This window comes from Actinocorallia lasiicapitis (assembly GCF_054778695.1).
The window spans coordinates 1-578 of sequence record NZ_BAAGZI010000901.1 but is presented as its reverse complement, the minus strand read 5'-3'; the positions used below and the strand labels follow the sequence as shown (position 1 = coordinate 578).

Here is a 578-nt window from a genome sequence, read left to right as displayed (position 1 = left end):
GGGCGGCGCCTCACCCCACAGGGCGTCGACGAGCTGGGCGGCCGTCGCGGCACGTCCGCCGTACAGGAGCAGGACGGCGAGCATCGCGCGCTGCTGCGGCGGCCCGAGCTCGACCGGCTCACCGGCCCGGGTGCAGCGCACGGTGCCGAGGAGCGCGAAGGCCAGCTCCCGGTCCACCACCTCGGCCCCCATCGACTGCTCGCCGGCCGGGCACCTTCCCGGACTCGGGCATGTTACCCGAGGGGCACCATTTTCCTCCGCGGGGGGCCGCTCCTCGCACCGCGGTGAGCTGGGCGTTTATCGGTCGTCGTCGTGTCGTTTATCGGACGCGCACAGGATGTCCGGGCCTTCCGGCCCGCGACTCCAATGATCTTGTTGCGGCGGGCTCGGCCAATCGCCCGGCGCACGGCCGTCCCTTGCGATGGTGGGGTCCGCGCGGCAGCACAGGGGCGCCGCGCGGCCCACATCGTCCTGCCTCTCAGTACGCCGGAACCGGCAGCGGGGCCCTGCGGCGCAGGGTCGCCAGGACGGCGGCGTGCGAGACCCCGATCAGCAGGGCCGCCGCGAGCAGCGGCACG

The 578-nt window shown here is 74.6% G+C and carries 1 protein-coding gene; it reads right to left on the bottom strand.

All coding sequences use genetic code 11. The annotated features are described in order from the left end of the window. Positions 1–192: AfsR/SARP family transcriptional regulator (locus tag ACYVE7_RS35400; protein ID WP_460371069.1), on the bottom strand; the 192-nt coding region annotated here is incomplete at its 3' end. Positions 193–578: the final 386 nt, after the last annotated feature.